The following is a 14,911-nucleotide window of genomic DNA, read 5'->3' on the forward strand; positions in this document are numbered from 1 at the left end:
AGCACTCCCATGTAATGCATTTCCCGGCCTGGTGCCGTCGCTAACCCTACACATGGCCGCCGTGATTCCGACATGGGGATTGACTGCGAGGTGGCGTTCACGGAGCCTTCGTCAGACGCTTCAGGTCTGCAGCAAAGTGTTGCCCAAGCAGCAGGCTCGTCGCGCCAAAAGCGATGCACATCCCCAGCCACGCTCCCTCTGCACCCCGGCCCAACCCTTCGCTGCCAACGAAGATGGCCGGAAGCCGATCGCGCCATAGCCTGCGGCGGTGCGAGTCAGACCTGATGCGGTGTTGCCCAGGCCGCGCAGCAAGCCGATGAAAATGTTTTGCGTTGCCGCCAGAACCTGGCTCATCGCGCCCAGCCACAGCAGCGCAGCGGCCGCGGCGTACACGGCGGGGCAAGGTGGGCTACAAGAAACGGCAGCATGAGGTACACCAGACCAATGCTGACGCGAGGAGAATGTGGCTAGTCGGCGGAGGTCAAAAATAAGCAGGCCACGGCTCAGGTGAACAGATTTCGCTCTGCTTGAATGGCGGCTACCAAGCGGTCCAGCTCGTCGGTGGTGTTAAACAGCGAGGGGGTGACTCGCATGACAGGTCCGGAAGCTAACCCTGACTTAGCTACGACCAAAACGCCGTGCTTTGAAATAAAGCGCGCTTGCACTTGGCGCGCCTGCTCCATGGTCCGCAGGCCCGCCAAGCGAAATGCGCTGATCGCGCCATAGTTGTCGCGCTCCTGCGGCAGCATGAGTTCGACACCTGGCACGTCCCGAACCCTGTTGACCCAATAGTCACGAAGGGCGCGTAGATGCGCAAACTTACGCTCCAGACCAATGCGCTCTTGCACGGCCAAGGCTTTGGGAATGGTGAGTCGGGCGGCCACGTCCACGGTACCGGTTGGAATGCGCGAGCGGAGGTCCTCTGCTTTGTAGAGCTTGTTGCCCAGCCACTGCTGAATGTCTGCCTGCCTTTCCTTCTTGATGTAAATGGCGCCGGTGCCCAGCGGCGCAGCCACCCACTTGTGCAGTGAGAAACCTACGAAGTCCGCGCCATAGGTTTTGACATCGAAAGGCATGTGGCCTACAGCCTGGGCGCTGTCCAGAATCACATCCACGCCCCGCGCTTTGGCCATGGCCACAATCTCCGCGACCGGTGGCACAAGGCCATTGCGGTTGGAGACATTTGTCAGCAGCAGCAACTTGGCGCGCGGTGTGTTGCGCAAGACGCGGTCATACGCTTCCAGCACATTGGCGCGCGTATGAGGCTCAGGCAGATCAAAGCGCACGGCTTTGGCACCCCGGCTTTGCTCCAGGTAGTCCATGGCGTACTGCATTTCGTCGTAGTCGGTGTCGGCGTAGATCACCGCATCGCCCGCCTTGAGTGGCCGGTAGTTGACGATGAGTGAATACAGTGCTTCCGTTCCCCCGCCGCACAGCGTGACCTCGTCGGGTGTCGCACCGATGAGGTGCGCCACTGCTGCACGGGACTTGTTGAGTTCAGGATCCCTCGGAATGCCTTGCACGGCGCTGCGCAAGAACGTGGAGTTGTACCGGTTGACCCACATCAGTCGCTCTAAGTAGTGCGTTTGGACTTCGCGGGTCATCGCGCCGTAGTACGCCGCGTCCAGATTGATCACCGTGCGGTCCACGTCGTAGAGTCCGGAAAGTTCCGTTTGCAGTGTGCTGGAACCGGCAGCTGCAGACATCGAGGTTTCGCCAGTTATTGCTGTGACAGAAGTGGTTGCTGATGCAGTGCCCATGGCCATCGCCAGTGAGCTGGCAGAGGCGTAGCGGAAAAATTCGCGTCGTTCGGTCATAGATGGCTCTCTCTCTCTTTCTGGGGGTAACGGGTCAGGACGTCATTGCGCTGAAGCGGCTTGCAGGGCTTGCTCAAGATCTGCGATGAGCTTGTCAGGGGACTCGACACCGATGGACAGGCGGACGATGCCCGCACTGAATGCGCAGTGCTTGCGCTTGCGTTGCTCTGCTACGGGGTAGAAGGCTGCCAGGCTGTGAACCCCGCCCCAGCTGGCCCCGATCTGGAACACGCGCAGGGCCGAGAAGAACTGGTGAACCGCTGTATCACTATGGAAGCGAGGTACCAAAGAAAGCACGCACCCACCACCGGCGAACGATGCTGCCCAGCGTGCGTGGCTGCGGTCCCCGGGCCGCGGAGGAAAGAGGACTTCCGCCACCGCGTCATGGCTGTCGAGTGTTGATGCGACAGCCAGCGCACTGGCGCACTGGCGGGTGTAGCGCACCTCCAGTGTGTCCATGCCCCGCAAGGCGAGGAAGCAGTCTTCGGCACTTACGGCCTGTCCCAAGACGCTCTGCGTCGTCCTGAACGCCTCGTACAGCGATCGGTTGTCCGTTGCGATGGTGCCCAACAGCAGATCGGAGTGGCCGCTCAGAAGTTTCGATGCCGCTTCCACAACTATGTCCACCCCCGCTGGAATTCCGCGAAACCCCAGGGGCGAGGCCCAGCTGTTGTCGAGCACCGTGCGCACACCCGCAGCCTGGGCCACTTTCACGATGGCCGGAATGTCCTGCATCTCCATCGTGACGGAGCCGGGGGATTCGAGAAACACCAGCTGGGTCTGGGGGCGCAGCAAGGCCGCAAGGTCTGCACCGGCTGATGGATCAAAGGTTTCGTGCTCAATGCCAAAGCGCTGCAGGTAGTCGCGGGCGAAGGTGCGCAGCGGCCCATAGGCGGAGTCTGCGATGAGCACATGGTCCCCCGCCTTGAGCAGAGACAGGGCGATCAAACACAGCGCCGCCTGCCCGGAAGGCATGGCGACGCAATGGTGGGCTCCTTCCAGCGCCGCCACTCGTTCTTCCAAAGCGCGCGTGGTGGGTGTACCAGTAACGCCGTAGGTGTAGCCGTCAAACAGACGGTCTTTTCGGGACGTGAAGTCTGCAACGGTGTCGAACAGCACGGTGGAAGCCCGCCACACGGCGGGTGACAGGCTGCGAAACTGATCGCTGGGCGCTTCGGGAGAAACGTTGGCTTGTGGCGTCATACGGAGGCTCTTGCTGTGCTGCTCATTCGGGCTTGATGCCCAGGCTGTTGACTACCTTGGCCCATTTGATGGCCTCGGCGCGAATGAATGCCTGGGTTTCGTCGGGCGAGCGACTACCCAGCAGGATGGCGAGACTGGAAATGCGGGACTGCACCTGCTTGTCCGCCAATGCAGTGGCCGTCGCTTTGTGCAGTGTGGTGATGATGGGCTTGGGCACTTTGGCCGGCGCCATCAACGCCCACCACTGTCCAAAGTCCATGGTGTTCAGCCCCAGTTCGCTGGCGCACGGCACATTCGCAAGCTGTGGCACGCGCCGGCTGCCCGTCACCACCAGGGGCACGATCTTTCCGGCGCTGAACAGGCTGCTGGCGCTTGCCAAAGTGCAGAAGTGACCGCTCAGAACGCCTGCCGCCACATCGGTCAATGCGGGCGCAGAGCCTTTGTACGGAACCATCTGCAATTCCAGCTTGGCCTCTTTTGCATACAGGCCCGCCGCCAGGTGACTGATGCTGCCCGTACCGCTGGTGGCAATGCTCAGAGGCTCGGTCGCCTTTTTCGCATCTGCCACAAACTTCTGGTGCTGTCCCGCCTGGTACTTCTGCGCATTCACGAAGAGAACCAGGGGAGACACACCGAGGGTGGAGATTGCCGCCGCTTCGTTCATGATGTCGTAGGGCATCTTTTGATAGATCGACGGTGCAATCGCGTGCGCCAACTCGATGATGGCGACCGTGTATCCGTCCGCTGCCGACTTCACCATCGCGTCCACACCCAGGCGCCCTGCAGCGCCGGGGCGGTTGTCAATCACCACAGGTTTGCCAAGCCCATCAGCCATGTTCTGGCCGACCGCACGGGCCAGAACATCGGTGCTACCTCCCGCAGACCACGGAACAATCAGCTTGATAGGTTTGTCGGGGTATGCCGTCTGCGCCCACAGCGACCTACCGGGTAGCCACATCGCTGCGGTGGCGGCACCGGCCTTCTGTAGTAACGATCGACGATTCATGGCTCTGGTCCTTTCAAGGGCTGTGGGGCCGTCCCGCCATCACCATGGATCAGTGCGCCAGGGCCCGTGGGTCGGTAGAGGAGAGGAGAGGACTTTAGAATCCAAGTCGATATCAATCAATGATCTGATTGACATGATCTATGTCAAAAGCTGATAGGTGCTGAATGAACTTTCGTCAAGTTGAAGCGTTTCGCGCGGTGATGGTGACGGGCTCTGCGTCCCGCGCGGCGGACCTGCTGCAGATCAGCCAACCGGCCATCAGCCGCAGCATCCTGGAGTTGGAGAAGATCACAGGGTTTGCACTGTTTGATCGGGTGCGTGGGCGACTGGTGCCCACCGCAGAAGGCCATCTCTTCTTTCGGGATGTGGAGACCACCTTCCAGGGCCTGGACAGGCTGCGCATCAGCGCAGCGCGCATTCGCGACTTTGGTACGGGAGACATTCGGATTGCGAGCCTGGCGGCTATGGGGTCGACGCTGGTACCCCATGCGCTTCGCTTGTTCCGGGAACAGTACCCTTCGATCGCGGTCACTCTGCAGGTGGCCAGCTCAGCCACCGTGCGCGAGCTCGTGGTGAGCAGCCGTTTCGATGTGGGTCTGGCAGCAGACGAGATCGATGTAGCGGGGCTGGAGCATCAGCTGTTTGCCACGCCCAAAGCAGTCTGCGCCATGCCCGCAGGGCACAGGCTGTGCGCACGCAAGGTGGTCAAGCCCGAAGACCTTCACGACGAGGCCTTCATAGCGCTCTCGCCGGAGGACACGGCGCGCAGAAAGCTGACGCAAATTCTGGAGGGAAGCAACGTCAGGCCGAAGGTGGTAGCAGAGACACCCAACTCATCCACCGTGTGCGCGCTCGCCATGGAGGGACTGGGCCTGGGGCTGGTCAATCCCTATGCCACGGACGGTTATGCACAGCGGGGTGTGGTGTTCCGGCCCTTCTCTGCCGCTGTGCACTTTCGGACATTGCTGATATTCCGACCGGATCTTCCGAAGTCTCGCATCGTGCGTGACTTTACGGCTTATCTGCTGAGTGCGCGCAATGAGCGGGCAGATAGGGCAGGGGGATAAACCACTTAGAAGAAGGGCCTGCTTCTGGGCTGGTGCCTACTTCCTAGAAGTCACGAGGATGCCCTGAATCTCAGCTGGCAACGCACACAAAGTCAATATGAACTATGGCGCTCCCGCAAATGAGATTTTTTCTGCAGTTTTTCTGTTGTTGCAAGAAACTGAGACTGCCTCTGATCGCAGAAGGCCCGCCCGTTGTGCTTTGGGCGGTGGCGCTTTAGCTTTTACTTGATGACGCTGGCGCGTCCTGTAAGAACGCTTGCCGACCCAGCTCACGCGCGTTGATGATGTGGTGGGCGGTGGACTCATTGTCGAAGCTGTCCGACATGAGTTTCCCTGTCCATCCACAAAGGAGCAACTAATAAAAACAATCACTTAGCTGCTGCCGTTACTTACGGAAGAGGGTGAATTCTGTCGCGATCAGCGACATAAGAGTCCTATCGGAATGACACGCGTCACGATTGTCCTTGCGGATCCGACTCTTTTCCCATCAAAGGCAGCTCCCACATGTTGCGGTGCATCGGTTTCCCGACGCGGTTTTTGAGTGAAGGCACAATGAATTAACAAAGAAAACCTAATTTGAGGGATCAACCCACATGCCCCATCAGCTTCGCCGCATCATCGCGATCAACATCAGGAACCCCAGCGACAGCAACCCTTCAGGGCGGATCTCGGAGCTGGACCCACGCGGCGGTGTTCTGGCGGTGGGCGACAACGGGGTGGGCAAGACCACTTTTCTGCGTCTGATCCCTCTTCTTCTATGGCGCAACCTACGTTATTGGGCTGACAGCGTATGCAGATGGTGCTGCGGCGGCACAATCGGCGTTCTCGATGCCGCTTTGGAAACTTTTGGTATTCTCCTTTTCTAACGATACCTGGAAGTCATCCGTTCAAGAGGCGGTTCGTTATCTAGGGCTGAAGCGTGCTCCACCCTACTTCAACGATGGAAGGACCTATCACTATGACGTTGGAGTGGTGGTTGCTCTCGAAGGAGAGGAGCTCGAGGGCATCCGGAAGCTACCTTTTGACTGGACGGAATGTCCCGTTGCACACGACCCCTCTCGTTATTTCATCGGTACGGTTGTCACGCCCACTCGCTCGTTGAGGATTGTCGCAGTAGCGTCTCCGCGGATGGGACTGACTCCTGCGGCAATAACAGCAACTAAGCTCATTTCTTTATTTAGGCCGCGTATGCTTGTGATGACCGGAATATGTGCTGGCGTTCGAGGAAAGTCGGCTCTTGGCGATATTTTGGTTGCAGACCCATGTTTCGATTGGGGTGGCGGTAAGTGGATATTTGACAAGCTTTCTGGAAAGCAGAGTTTTTTGCCGGCGCCGTACCAATGGAGATTGAATGAGTCTGTGCGCTCGGCGGTGCGCGCCGCTGGTGACGATGCGGAGCTAATGGCGGACGTGCACGCCTCGTTTAAGGGGGGAAAGCCTGCTTCGCCGCCCAAGGTAATAATTGATGCTATGGCGAGCGGCGCCGCAGTCCTTCAATCCCAGCAAGCGATGGATGAGGTTCGTGCTCAGCACAAGAATCTGGTCGGCATCGAGATGGAAAGCTATGCTGTTTTTTGCGCAGCCGAATATGCGGGAAATCCGCAGCCTCTTGTTTTGTCGCTTAAATCCGTGTGCGACTTTGGAGACGATAAGAAAAGCGATGATTTCCACGAGTATTCTGTCTTTACAAGTTCGGAGTTCCTTCGGGGACTTTTGATGAGTGATCGCGTCCCAATCGGATATTAATTAAGAGCGCATCGCATACAGTTGCAGCGGCTATCCACATAGCCCACCAGTCGGATCAAGGAACTGTTGCCGCATCGCTGGGCACCCTTGGCTGTGGCTCACTGCCAGCTCGGCTAAGTCAAGATGACTTCGCCGGACACTTACCCGTCGAGCGGCCGACAGGCCACTTGGCCGGCTGCATCGCGCACGAAAACGGTCGTCGCTACTGGCACTGCTGCACGCATACGTATGACGGCTTCACGCGCCGCAGCGTGAAGTTAGCGACCTGCCGAGTAAGAGCGCTTCCGCTGCGCTGAGGCCACCAGGAGAACAACAGATACCGTTTGTCAAAGCAACTTCGCAGCTGGGTTGTCATTGGAAGGGCGGTAGTAGCCCACAACGCTGGCAACGCTCCTGTGCCCCGTCATCGCCATCGTGTCTGCCAAAGGCACTTTCTGGACAGCCGCCTCAGTCACAAATCCAGACCTCAGCGAGTGCGCAGAAAACACCTCCGGCAGCCCGGCAAGTTTTACTCGCTCTCGAACAATATCCCGCACGGCGGCAGGGGAGAGGGGTTCACCAAGGTGACTGCCTTTCCTGACCTGCCTGAATATTGCTCCGTCCACGATGCCCGAAGTCGTCAACCAGGTCTGCAGAGCTTCACCTGCAATGCCCTCCAGCGGCTTCACGTTCTCCGGACGATCCGCCGCAGTCTGGTTGCTCTTGGAATAGGCGAGGGTGTAGGTGAAGCTGCTCGGCCCCACGCGGTGAAGATTCTTCATCGTCGCCCCGGTCACTTCAGAGCGGCGGCGCCCGCCCGACGCCCAGGCAAAGAGGAGGAGGGCGCGGTCACGGATGCCCTTGAGTGATTCGTCGCAGGTGTCGAGGATGGCCATCAATGGGTCCTTGGTCAGCGCATCCTTCTTCTTAGGAAGCTCGCCGCGTTTACCGTAGGCCCGGCGAGTCTTGGCCAACAATTCGCGGACTTTGGGGTCCTGGCAAGGGTTTTTCAGCTCTCGGAGCTGGTGGGCCTTGGACAGCACGGCAATCCGGTGGATCAAGGTATTGAGCGCCATCGGGCCCGGTTTGCCTTTGAATCCCGCATCCACCAGCGCTTGGTCAATGGCTGGCGGTAGCTCGTGAGCCAGGCCATCGGCGGTCGTCCGCTGTGCGTGATCCACGATGAACTGCAGGACGGCGTTCGCAGGCAGCGGCAGCGTGATGCCTTGCCCGTACCGAACGCCAAACCAGGCAACCCAGTAGCGCAGCGCAGAGCGATAGCTGGCCAGCGTGTTCACGGACTCGCCCTCGCGCATCAACTCCTCAACAGCCTTCGCGGTCACTTGCGACAGTGAAGAGGGCTCCAGCGAGGAGCTATTTCTCAGAGACGGCAGGCGCATGGTTGAAATCAGTCTTGTGTAAGTAAAATTTCCATAAACACTAAATATGATGTATTGTTTACAACAACTTTTGTTGATAAGTCATGATAAGCATCGATTATCGTGGGTAAAATTTTAGTGGAGTAGGGCGATGCAGTCAAAAATTGTGCGAGGCCCGCGTGGTGTGCAAACGGAAGAGGTCTGGGCAGCCGCCGACACCGTTCTCAGACTCGGGGAGCGGCCGACGATCGAGCGCGTGCGCCAACAGCTCGGCCGTGGTTCCCCCAATACTGTGGGACCAATGCTTGATGGTTGGTATGGCTCGCTGGCCCAGCGGCTGCATTCGCCGGTGGATGCATTTGAGCAAGATGGCGGCGCCGAAATCCCTTTGCCCGCGCCGGTTGTCAGGGCTGCAAAAGCCATCTGGGGCAGGGCCCTCCAGCACGCAGACGAGCGTGCAACGGCTCAATTCACTGAAGCTCGTAAAGAGCTGAGTGCGCAAGCCGAGACGTTACGCCAGGCGCAAGACCTCCTGGCACAGGAAACACAGCGCCTGACCGACCGAAGCGAAGCCTATGATCTGGCAATGCAGGCCAGGGATGCGCAGATCGCCGAGATGAGCCGTCTTATCCAGGAGCTGCAGCAGCAACTTGCTGGAACCCAGGAAATGCTGGCTGCGTCACGCTCAGAGAGCAAGCAGCTCCGACTGGCAGCGGATGCAGAGCGTCGGCGCCAAGAGGAAATGGAGATTAACCACCGGGGAGAACGCACGCGTCTAGAGGAGCGTGCGCAGGCTCAGGAGCGCAGACTTAATGCAGAGGTGGACCGTGCGCGCCAAGAATCGAAGCGGCTGACACTCAAACTGGAGGGCGACGCCCGGGAGTCTGCCAAGTCCTTGTCGGCTTCGCTGGAGAAAGCTCGAGAGCTGGAGGCCCTCGTGGGGGCACTGCAGGCGGAGAAAGCAGGTCTGGTCAAAGATCTGCACGCGGCCAGAGACGAGACGAAGGACTTGCGAGGAAAGCTTGAACAGCGCAGCACTGAGATGTTCGCCGTCCTCAACGAACTTCGCGATCGATTGCCGACTAGCGATTCGGTGAAGCCCACCGTGAAAACTCGCAAAGCAAGAGCGAGTAATCGCACTAGTTAATCAATGAGCCTCCGCAGTTGCCAGTGCCAAGATGCGCTGCGCATTCACGCCTTGTTCTAGTGCGGTCCGCGGCGTCTCTCCGCCTAAAGCCAGTGCTCGTGTCTCTAAAAAGACCAGCACCTGCCAGCCATCAGTCGCGCAAAGAGCCGATGTCAGAGACTGCAGAACATTCCACACGTTGGGCTCTAACTGCCAGCGAGGCAATTTGTACTGACGGCATCGATCGAAAACGGCAATGCAGCGATGCGACTTGATCCACTCCTCAATCTCATTCCGACTAGTCCCAGCCACCTCGGCCGCTTCCTCAATCGAGAGCATGTCGGCTGCGTCCATGCGGTCGCGCCGATACTTGTCGCCAGCGCGCAAAAAACCCGCCGACTGTGCTGCGGACGCGTAGCAAGCCGATGAGCGACTTTTATCGGTCGAGAAGTTATCTGGCGGAGCCGTCATTCTGCCGAGATTACACGATGGGCTAAACGTGGATGCGACTTCTCCGGCATCTAGCGTTGAGGAGCGATCTCTGTTCCCGTGTCCCAAAAGATCGCGACAAGATTGGGCTCCCACGCCGAGTCCGCGTGCGACACGAAAGAGGTTCAAGTTTCCGGCCCAATTTCTGTCGGCCGTCTCCCGACGCCGCTGGCTTATCTGAGGGTACGTCCTAGATACCGCTTTAACGTACAACTTTCCTGTGCTTTTAGCGTACAAGTTTGCTTAGGTACTCGTTGTCGATGCCGTACAGGATGCCAATGTGTTCACGTCATTTAACATAATATACATCGTATAAAGTAAAACATGATGCATCTGACTTCACCGCCAACTGTCTGGACTCGTGCCATCACCGCTACCATCAAGCCATGACCATAACTTCCCAGCCCGCTCCTGCACACCCATCCAAAATTCACTTCGGCCACCAGGGCCGTGTCTGCATCGTCACGGGCGGCGCGCAAGGCATTGGCGAGGCTTGCGTGCGGCGGTTCGCGGCCGAAGGCGCCAAGCCGGTCATTGTGGATGTGGACGATGTTCGTGGCGCGGCGCTGGCGCAGGAACTGGGTGTGCTGTACGTGCACTGCGATGTGGGCGAAAAATCCCAGGTGGACGCCCTGGTGGCACAGGTGCTGGCCGCCCACGGGCGCATCGACGTGCTGGTGAACAACGCCGGCATCTTCAGGGCTGCGGACTTTCTCGATGTGACCGAGGCGGATTTCGACGCTGTGCTGCGCGTCAACCTCAAGGGCTCCTTCCTGGTGGGCCAAGCCGTGGCGCGGGCCATGGTGGCATCCGGCGGCGGGTCCATCGTCAACATGAGCTCGGTGAACGGCGTGCTGACCATTCCCAGCATCTCCAGCTACAACGTGAGCAAGGGCGGCGTGAACCAGCTGACCCGCGTCATGGCCCTGGCACTGGCGGACAAGAACATCCGCGTGAATGCCGTCGCGCCGGGCACCATCGCTACCGAGCTGGCTGCCAAGGCCGTGCTGACCAGCGATGACGCCAAGAACAAGATCCTGAGCCGCACGCCCATGAAGCGGCTGGGCGAGCCGTCGGAAATTGCCGATGTGGTGGCCTGGCTGGCGAGTGACGCGGCCAGTTACGTCACAGGTGAGATCGTCACGGTGGATGGCGGGCGGATGACGCTGAACTACACCGTGCCGGTGTAACGCTAAGACCCGCTGCACCAGTAGCTATCAAATCAATAGCTGCTAGCGCAAGCCTAGTGCGCGGTAGGGCCTGTTTTTAGGCCAATTCGGCACCACCCGGACCCTGCGCAGCCCTGTGCAAACCGATTCAGCCCTGCGGCACGCGGCTGAGCAGGCCCGACATGCTGCGTGGCCATCCCACCCGGCCGAACCAGGCGCCGCCCGCAATGGCCCAGGCGTTGATCAACCCATAGAGCACCAGCGCCACGCCCTGCGCGGCGAACACGGCGGTCAACCCGCCGCCCCAGCGCAAGGCCAGCCAGCCACCCGTGACCGCCACTACCAGCCGGGCGATGTTGCCGATGACCGGCCACAACAGGCGCCCTGCCCCTTGCGAGGCAAAGTACAGCACCAGGCCCAGCCCGAAGAACCCGTACACCGGGCCCACCGTGCGCAGGTACAGCGCACCGGCCTCCAGCATGGCCGGGTCACTGTTGAATAGCCGCAACCACGTGCCCGGGAAGGCGGCGGCCCACAGTCCGATGGCCTCGGCCATGGCAAACGCGATGGCAGCGCCGATCCAGGTGGCGCGCAGGGCCCGCTCGCGCTGGCCCGCGCCGATGCAGGTGCCGACCATGGCCACCAGCGGTGCGCCCAGGCCGAACACCAGCGGCACCAGCAAATACTCGAGCCGCGACGCGGTGCCGTAGCCCGCGATGGCTGCGGTGCCGAAACCGCCCACCAGCGCCGTCGTCACGCCGATCGCCAGGTTGGTAGCCACGGTGGACACCGTTCCCACCAGGCCCACCCGCAAGATGTCCTTGAACAGTGCCCAGCGAAACCGGATCTGCGCCAACGACGGCCGCAGCAGGCTGCGCGGCGACCACAAATAGGCGGCCAGCACGGCGCTGCCCACGGCGTAGTACGCCATCAGCGCGATGGCGCCGCCTGCAATGCCCAGGCCCGGCACAGGGCCCCAGCCAAAGATCAGCAACGGCGACAGCGGCACCAGCACCACCGCGCCCAGCACCGTCACATACGCGGGCACCGCCATGTTGCCGGTACCGCGGATCACGGCCGAGAGCGTGTTGAACAGCCAGACCAGAAACGCCCCAGCGAAAACCCAGTTGGAGTAGATCAGCGCAGCCTCCAGCGCGCCGCCGGTGCCACCCATGCGGGTGTACAGCCAGCGCCCTCCTCCCACCACCGCCACCGTGAACACCAGCGCAAACACCGCCGCAATGGCCAGCGCGTGCAGCACCAGCGCATCGGCATCGTCACGCCGGCGCGCCCCCAGCGCCCGCGCAATGGCCGACGCAATGCCCCCGCCCATGGCGCCTGCCGACGTCATCTGCATCAGCATGACCACGGGGAATACCAGCGCCATGCCCGCCAGCGCATCGGTGCCCAGTTGACCCACGAAATAGGTTTCGATCAGACCCACACCCGCCTGCGCCAGCATCACCAGCACATTGGGCATGGCCAGGCGCAGCAAGGTGGGCGCAATGGGCGCCTCCAGCAGCATGCGGGTGCGTACGTCGAGCGGCGCGGGCGCGGCTGGCGCCGTGGCTGCGCTGCTCATGAAGCCGCCCCCGGGGTCACTGCCACCTGCCTGCGCGGCACCACGATGCGCACGGTGGACAGCTGGAGCACATCGCCCTGCTGGTTGCGGGTTTCGCTGCGCACGGTGACCATGCCGCGGTCGGGCTTGGATCGGGACGGCTGGATCTCCAGCACCTCGCTCACCACGTGCAGCACGTCAGTGGCGCGGGTGGGTCGCGGCCAGCTGATTTCTGCCCCGGCGCCGATGATGCCGCCGGCAATCGGCAGGCCCGTGGTCACCTGCAAGCGCATGGTGATGGCCGCTGTGTGCCAGCCGCTGGCGGCCAGGCCGCCGAACAGCGTGGCGCGGCCCGCGGCCTCGTCCAGGTGAAAAGGCTGCGGGTCGAATTGGGTTGCAAACGCTTTGATCTGGGCTTCGTCCATGGCATGTTCACCGCTGGTGAAGCGGTCGCCCACGGCCAGGTCGTCCAGGTACAGCGGCAGGGGTTGGGGTTGTGTGGAGTCGGGCAATGCGGCGGCTGCCGCCAGGGTGGTTGTCATGGCAGTTTGCTTTCAGCTAAGGATCAACGGATGAAATGGCTTGGCTCGGCTTGGCTCAGGCCGCAGCAGCTGCAGGGCTGCGCGCCAGCGGGGCCTCGCGGATGGGCAGGTTCACCAGCGCCGCACCTGCAGCCAGGGCGATGTCGATGTACCAGACCCAGTCGTAGCTGCCGGTGGCCTGGAAGACGCTGCCGCCCAGGTACGCGCCCAGAAAGCCGCCGATCTGGTGCGAGAGCATCACCACGCCAAACAGCATCGCCATGTTGGCGGTGCCAAACATCTTGGCCACCAGGCCCGCGGTGGGCGGCACCGTGGAGAGGAACGTCACGCCCATCACCGCCGCAAAAATCATCACCACAGGGGTCGTCTTGGGCGCGAACAAAAACACCAGCACCGCCAAGCCGCGCACGGCGTACAGCAGCGACAACAGCGACTTCATGCGCCAGCGCCCCACGGCCCAGCCCATCGCCAGGCTGCCCACGATGTTGAAGAGGCCGATCACGGCCAACGCCCAGCCGCCCACTTGCGGCGGCAATCCGCACGCAGCAATCACCCCGGGCAGGTGCGTGGCCAGAAAGGCCACATGAAAGCCGCACACCAAGAATCCGATGGCCAGGTAGCGGTAGCTCGGCGTGGCCAGCGCCTGGGCCACGGCCTCGCGGGCGGTCAATGCCTTTTGGCCCGACGCGGCAGCGGCCTGTGCGGCCAGCGCCTTGGAGTTGCCCTTCAGCACCCACACCGCTGGCAGCGCCAGCAGCACCAGCACACCCAGCCACTGCATGGCGCTGGCCCAGCCCAGCGCGGCGGTCAGGCTGATGGCGATGGGCGCCATGATGAACTGGCCGAAAGAGCCGCCCGCGTTCACGATGCCGGTGGCCAGGCCACGCTGGTGGGCCGGAACCAGGCGTGAGGTGGCGGCCATCAGCACCGACGGCCCCGCCATCCCTGCCCCGCCCGCGGCCAGCACGCCAATGGCGAAGATAAGGCCGACGGTCGTGGTCATGTAGGGCGTGATGAAAGTGCCCAGCGCCACCAGCGCCACGCCCAGCAGGATCACGCGGCCGGTACCGATGCGGTCGGCCACCGCACCCGCAAAGGGCTGGGTCAGCCCCCACCACAGTTGGCCGAACGCAAACGCCAGGCTGATGCTGCCAATGCCCAGCGCGGTGGAGGTGTTGAGCGCCGACAGGAACAGGCCCATCGTCTGGCGCGTGCCCATGGTCAGTGCAAAGGCGCCCGCTGCGGCCAGCAGCACCAGCCACAGGGACAAGGGCAGCGCGGGCGCAGCAGCGCGTGCGGACCCTGCGGGGGCGGTGTTACGGGTGTCATTGGTCATCGCCGGGCTCCTGGGCACTGGCCAGCAGGGCCAGGGAATCGTCGACCAAGGCGTGCAGCGCGTTCACCCGCCCTGCCCCCAGGGTGTCGTTGAGCGCCAGTTGCGCGGCCTTCCAGTGGCGCTGGGCCTCGGCACGCTTGTCGCGGCCGGCATCGGTGATGTGCACCAGCCGGCTGCGTGCATCGGCCCCAGCTTCGAGCGTGACCCAGCCGACATCGACCAGCGGGCGCAGGTTGCGGGTTAGCGTCGAGGCGTCCATCTTCATCGCCGCGGCCAGATCCCCCGGGCGAATCGGCCCCAGCTTGAGCACATGCGACAGCAGCGAATACTGCGTGGTCTTGAGGCCGCACCGCGCCATCTCGGTGTCGTAGTGCTGCGCCACCCGCCGCATCAGCTGGCGCAGTTTGAAGTTAGTGCAGCCCTGGGGGAGCGCACCGGCGACAGCTTCGGGTGGAGTGATTTCAGCTTGCATGCTATAAATTGTATCTGCA

General features: G+C 61.7%; 15 protein-coding genes. 5 read left to right on the forward strand and 10 right to left on the reverse strand.

Going from position 1 to position 14,911, the window contains the following annotated elements; genetic code table 11:
- Positions 1-120 precede the first annotated feature (120 nt).
- The 4 genes from ASF16_RS26110 to ASF16_RS10570 form a co-directional block, all read right to left on the reverse strand.
- Positions 121-393: a hypothetical protein gene (locus ASF16_RS26110; RefSeq protein WP_156372021.1), complete on the reverse strand. Its 273-nt coding sequence runs from the start codon at positions 391-393 to the stop codon at positions 121-123.
- A 110-nt stretch (positions 394-503) separates the two neighbouring features.
- Positions 504-1,817 (reverse strand): aminotransferase class V-fold PLP-dependent enzyme, encoded by a 1,314-nt coding sequence (locus ASF16_RS10560; RefSeq protein WP_056166171.1) that lies wholly within the window; start codon positions 1,815-1,817, stop codon positions 504-506.
- A gap of 42 nt (positions 1,818-1,859) precedes the next feature.
- Complete coding sequence (locus ASF16_RS10565) at positions 1,860-3,020, reverse strand: PLP-dependent aspartate aminotransferase family protein (protein WP_056166174.1); 1,161 nt, start codon at positions 3,018-3,020, stop codon at positions 1,860-1,862.
- Between the two features lie 22 nt (positions 3,021-3,042).
- A complete protein-coding gene (locus ASF16_RS10570) occupies positions 3,043-4,026 on the reverse strand; it encodes a tripartite tricarboxylate transporter substrate binding protein (RefSeq protein ID WP_082516843.1) in 984 nt (327 codons plus the stop codon).
- A 164-nt stretch (positions 4,027-4,190) separates the two neighbouring features.
- Between ASF16_RS10570 and ASF16_RS10575 the strand changes: the two genes are divergently transcribed.
- The 3 genes from ASF16_RS10575 to ASF16_RS25420 all read left to right on the forward strand — a co-directional run bounded on the left by ASF16_RS10575 (position 4,191) and on the right by ASF16_RS25420 (position 6,839).
- Positions 4,191-5,093 carry a LysR substrate-binding domain-containing protein gene (locus ASF16_RS10575; RefSeq protein ID WP_056166180.1) on the forward strand — a complete coding sequence of 301 codons (903 nt, stop codon included), beginning with the start codon at positions 4,191-4,193 and terminating at the stop codon, positions 5,091-5,093.
- Between the two features lie 593 nt (positions 5,094-5,686).
- A complete protein-coding gene (locus ASF16_RS26115) occupies positions 5,687-5,959 on the forward strand; it encodes an ATP-binding protein (RefSeq protein ID WP_056166183.1) in 273 nt (90 codons plus the stop codon).
- Complete coding sequence (locus ASF16_RS25420) at positions 5,922-6,839, forward strand: hypothetical protein (RefSeq protein WP_082516844.1); 918 nt, start codon at positions 5,922-5,924, stop codon at positions 6,837-6,839. Before ASF16_RS26115 ends, ASF16_RS25420 begins: the two co-directional genes overlap by 38 nt.
- A gap of 326 nt (positions 6,840-7,165) precedes the next feature.
- On the opposite strand, the gene ASF16_RS10590 is transcribed toward ASF16_RS25420, so the two are convergent.
- Positions 7,166-8,218, reverse strand: a complete 1,053-nt coding sequence (locus tag ASF16_RS10590) for a site-specific integrase (RefSeq protein ID WP_056166188.1) — start codon at positions 8,216-8,218, stop codon at positions 7,166-7,168.
- A 130-nt stretch (positions 8,219-8,348) separates the two neighbouring features.
- Between ASF16_RS10590 and ASF16_RS10595 the strand changes: the two genes are divergently transcribed.
- Positions 8,349-9,344 carry a DNA-binding protein gene (locus ASF16_RS10595; protein WP_056166191.1) on the forward strand — a complete coding sequence of 332 codons (996 nt, stop codon included), beginning with the start codon at positions 8,349-8,351 and terminating at the stop codon, positions 9,342-9,344.
- On the opposite strand, the gene ASF16_RS10600 is transcribed toward ASF16_RS10595, so the two are convergent.
- Positions 9,345-9,677, reverse strand: a complete 333-nt coding sequence (locus ASF16_RS10600) for a helix-turn-helix domain-containing protein (protein WP_235507328.1) — start codon at positions 9,675-9,677, stop codon at positions 9,345-9,347.
- A gap of 521 nt (positions 9,678-10,198) precedes the next feature.
- On the opposite strand from ASF16_RS10600, the gene ASF16_RS10605 reads away from it, so the two are divergent.
- Positions 10,199-11,002 (forward strand): SDR family NAD(P)-dependent oxidoreductase, encoded by an 804-nt coding sequence (locus tag ASF16_RS10605; RefSeq protein ID WP_056166198.1) that lies wholly within the window; start codon positions 10,199-10,201, stop codon positions 11,000-11,002.
- A 127-nt stretch (positions 11,003-11,129) separates the two neighbouring features.
- Here ASF16_RS10605 and ASF16_RS10610 read toward each other — a convergent pair whose 3' ends face one another.
- Genes ASF16_RS10610 through ASF16_RS10625 form a run of 4 tightly spaced genes read right to left on the reverse strand, consistent with a single transcriptional unit; the run spans position 11,130 to position 14,892 of the window.
- The gene (locus tag ASF16_RS10610; RefSeq protein WP_056166203.1) at positions 11,130-12,563 is read right to left on the reverse strand and encodes an MATE family efflux transporter; all 1,434 of its coding nucleotides are present in this window, start codon (positions 12,561-12,563) and stop codon (positions 11,130-11,132) included.
- On the reverse strand, positions 12,560-13,084 hold the full coding sequence (locus ASF16_RS10615; protein ID WP_082516845.1) for a MaoC family dehydratase: 525 nt from the start codon (positions 13,082-13,084) through the stop codon (positions 12,560-12,562). The genes ASF16_RS10610 and ASF16_RS10615 overlap by 4 nt, the downstream gene beginning before the upstream one ends.
- Before the next feature lie 55 nt (positions 13,085-13,139).
- Positions 13,140-14,420 carry an MFS transporter gene (locus tag ASF16_RS10620; protein WP_056166205.1) on the reverse strand — a complete coding sequence of 427 codons (1,281 nt, stop codon included), beginning with the start codon at positions 14,418-14,420 and terminating at the stop codon, positions 13,140-13,142.
- Positions 14,410-14,892, reverse strand: coding sequence for a MarR family winged helix-turn-helix transcriptional regulator (locus ASF16_RS10625; RefSeq protein WP_056166208.1), 483 nt, complete (start codon positions 14,890-14,892; stop codon positions 14,410-14,412). The genes ASF16_RS10620 and ASF16_RS10625 overlap by 11 nt, the downstream gene beginning before the upstream one ends.
- Positions 14,893-14,911 lie beyond the last annotated feature (19 nt).

This window comes from Acidovorax sp. Leaf78 (assembly GCF_001422735.1).
Lineage (GTDB): Bacteria > Pseudomonadota > Gammaproteobacteria > Burkholderiales > Burkholderiaceae_C > Acidovorax.

Bases quoted from the DNA above. Each gene is read 5' to 3' on its own strand.
- ASF16_RS10560 (WP_056166171.1), bottom strand. From the start codon at position 1,817: ATGACCGAACGACGCGAATTTTTCCGCTACGCCTCTGCCAGCTCACTG.
- ASF16_RS10565 (WP_056166174.1), bottom strand. From the start codon at position 3,020: ATGACGCCACAAGCCAACGTTTCTCCCGAAGCGCCCAGCGATCAGTTT.
- ASF16_RS10570 (WP_082516843.1), bottom strand. From the start codon at position 4,026: ATGAATCGTCGATCGTTACTACAGAAGGCCGGTGCCGCCACCGCAGCG.
- ASF16_RS10575 (WP_056166180.1), top strand. From the start codon at position 4,191: ATGAACTTTCGTCAAGTTGAAGCGTTTCGCGCGGTGATGGTGACGGGC.
- ASF16_RS26115 (WP_056166183.1), top strand. From the start codon at position 5,687: ATGCCCCATCAGCTTCGCCGCATCATCGCGATCAACATCAGGAACCCC.
- ASF16_RS25420 (WP_082516844.1), top strand. From the start codon at position 5,922: ATGCCGCTTTGGAAACTTTTGGTATTCTCCTTTTCTAACGATACCTGG.
- ASF16_RS10590 (WP_056166188.1), bottom strand. From the start codon at position 8,218: ATGCGCCTGCCGTCTCTGAGAAATAGCTCCTCGCTGGAGCCCTCTTCA.
- ASF16_RS10595 (WP_056166191.1), top strand. From the start codon at position 8,349: ATGCAGTCAAAAATTGTGCGAGGCCCGCGTGGTGTGCAAACGGAAGAG.
- ASF16_RS10600 (WP_235507328.1), bottom strand. From the start codon at position 9,677: ATGGACGCAGCCGACATGCTCTCGATTGAGGAAGCGGCCGAGGTGGCT.
- ASF16_RS10605 (WP_056166198.1), top strand. From the start codon at position 10,199: ATGACCATAACTTCCCAGCCCGCTCCTGCACACCCATCCAAAATTCAC.
- ASF16_RS10610 (WP_056166203.1), bottom strand. From the start codon at position 12,563: ATGAGCAGCGCAGCCACGGCGCCAGCCGCGCCCGCGCCGCTCGACGTA.
- ASF16_RS10615 (WP_082516845.1), bottom strand. From the start codon at position 13,084: ATGACAACCACCCTGGCGGCAGCCGCCGCATTGCCCGACTCCACACAA.
- ASF16_RS10620 (WP_056166205.1), bottom strand. From the start codon at position 14,420: ATGACCAATGACACCCGTAACACCGCCCCCGCAGGGTCCGCACGCGCT.
- ASF16_RS10625 (WP_056166208.1), bottom strand. From the start codon at position 14,892: ATGCAAGCTGAAATCACTCCACCCGAAGCTGTCGCCGGTGCGCTCCCC.